Origin of the sequence: Armatimonas sp. (assembly GCF_031410135.1) — a bacterium.
Classification (GTDB): domain Bacteria; phylum Armatimonadota; class Armatimonadia; order Armatimonadales; family Armatimonadaceae; genus Armatimonas.
The window spans coordinates 1-2,124 of the sequence record NZ_JANNYP010000812.1; the positions used below are offsets into that span (position 1 = coordinate 1).

Annotated in this window: 2 protein-coding genes; one reads left to right on the forward strand and one right to left on the reverse strand. The window is 62.9% G+C overall.

All coding sequences use genetic code 11. The features are described from left to right. On the reverse strand, window positions 1-963 hold a 963-nt coding region (locus RMO15_RS29675; RefSeq protein WP_309721674.1), incomplete at its 3' end, for a Gfo/Idh/MocA family oxidoreductase. A gap of 192 nt (window positions 964-1,155) precedes the next feature. Between RMO15_RS29675 and RMO15_RS29680 the strand changes: the two genes are divergently transcribed. Continuing rightward, complete coding sequence (locus tag RMO15_RS29680; RefSeq protein WP_309721677.1) at window positions 1,156-1,989, forward strand: hypothetical protein; 834 nt, start codon at window positions 1,156-1,158, stop codon at window positions 1,987-1,989. Window positions 1,990-2,124 lie beyond the last annotated feature (135 nt).

The following is a 2,124-nucleotide window of genomic DNA, read 5'->3' on the forward strand; positions in this document are numbered from 1 at the left end:
CATCACCGCATTACGATATGCTGCCTCGCTTGCTCCCACGAGCGGGGCGGTATCGTTTTGCCCCGTGACGCGCTCTAGAAAAGCGTCCAGTCCGGCAGGAACCGGGCCGGGGAGCTCGACGTTGCGTACGGGCTGGCTGCCATCCATGGTGGGGACGTGCTTGCTCTGGAAGTAGAGCTTGTCGTGTACGATCACGGCATGGCCCTCGGTGCCGGAGACAATCAGGCGCACCGGGTCAGCGACATCGTCCCAGGCAGCGGCAAGAGTCGCAATCACACCATTTTCAAAGCGCAACATGCCCTCGCCGGTCTCATCGCAGCCTTCGTAGCGCGCCAAGCCGTTGTCGAGCTGTCCGGTGACCTGCGCCACGGGGCCAAAGAGCCAGAGAACAATATCCAGGATGTGAGTGCCCAGGTCGCCAAAGCCACCACAGCCCGACTGCGCTGGGTCGGCCATCCAGCGCCACTCACCATCGAACCAGCCGCCGATTGCGGCGCTGTGACAGTTGCTCATGCGGGCGCGGGTGGTCTTACCAAAGTGTCCTTTCTCGATCTGCTCCTTGACAAAGCGCAGCTTGGCATCACCCCGCGAGAAGTAGCCCGTCGAGAACAGCACCCCGGCACTCTCAATCGCCTCAGCCATGACTTTCGCATCGGCTCCCGCAAACCCGAGCGGCTTCTCGACAAAGACATGCTTGCCAGCGGCGGCAATCTGCGGCACAACATCTTTGTGCCGATTCGTCTCGGTGCACACAATGACCGCCGTCACTTCTGGATCGGCTAAAATTGTCTCCAGGCTCGCCTCGACCACGGAGCCTGCCAGCTCTTTGGAGCGCTGCTCCGCACGTGCTAAGTCATGATCCCAGACGTACTTGACCTTGACGCTATCAGTGCGCCGGTTGATATTGTGGATAAAGCCGGGCGTGTGGATATGGGCACACCCGATAAAGGCGAGATTTATCATGTGGGAATTATACCGCTTGCCGCCCCGTGTCCGCCCCGTGAACGAGGCGTCTGGGTGGCGCTTCGCGCCGCAAAGCCCGTGCCGGGCTCCCCACCCAACCCTCTCCCGTTATCGGGAGGGGGTGGCGAGGAACGAGCCGGGGGGAGGGGAAATGAACGCCGGGGGAGGAGGGCAGAGGGTACAATAGCTACCATGTCCAGCACACCTTTTGGCCTGACCATTGGCTATCTCGCCTACCCGGAGCGTGCGACGCTCACCGATCCCAAGCCTGCGTTTTCCTGGTGCTTCGAGGGCGGCATGCAGAGCGCCTACCAGATTCAAGTACGCACGGAAAGCGGGCAGGTGCTCTGGGACAGTGGACGCGTGGCATCGGCGCACTCGATAGGGGGGCGCTACGACGGCCCCTGGCTCCCCTCGAACCAGAAATTCACCTGGCAGGTGCGGCTCTGGCGCGAGGGGAGCAGTCGGGTGAGTGCGTGGAGCAAGCCACAGGCATTTGCCACCGGGCGGATGGGGATGACTCCTTTTCCCTCGCCCAAGAACGATACCTGGGAGAATCGTAACCCACTGGAGTTTACCGAGATCGCCCCAGAGCGCATTGTCAAGCGCGGCGATGGCAGCTACTTTGTGGACTTTGGCCGCGCCTGGTTTGGAACGCTCCAGCTCTCAGGTCCGGCAGCGGCGCGGGTGACCGTGCACTTTGGGGAGAAGCTGGCAGGCAAGAATCGCATAGATCGCAAGCCGCCGGGCAGTGTCTGCTACCGAAGCTGTGAGACCCTGCTCTCGTCCCGTGAGCGCGTGCTGGTGCCAACCCCCAAGGCTCCGTTTGCGCCTAGTGTCCGCCGAGGAGCCGTGCAAGTTCCCCCTGGCTACGACGATGTCCTGCCGTTTCGTGCCCTGGAGGTCGAGGGCTGGCCGGGGGGAACTTGCACGGCTCCTCGGCGGACACCGGGCGCAAACGGAGCCTTGGGCGTGGGCACCAGCACACGCTCACGGGAGGAGAGTAGGGTCTCGCAGCTTCGGTAGCAGACACTGCCCGGCGGCTTGCGGTCAATGCTATTCTTGCCTGTCAGCTTTTCCCCAAAGTGAACGGTCACCCGCGCCGCTGCCGGCCCAGACAGCTGGAGCGTTCCAAACCAGGCGCGGCCAAAGTCCACAAAG

Coding starts and splice junctions, on each gene's coding strand:
- RMO15_RS29680 (WP_309721677.1), top strand. CDS start 1,156: ATGTCCAGCACACCTTTTGGCCTGACCATTGGCTATCTCGCCTACCCG.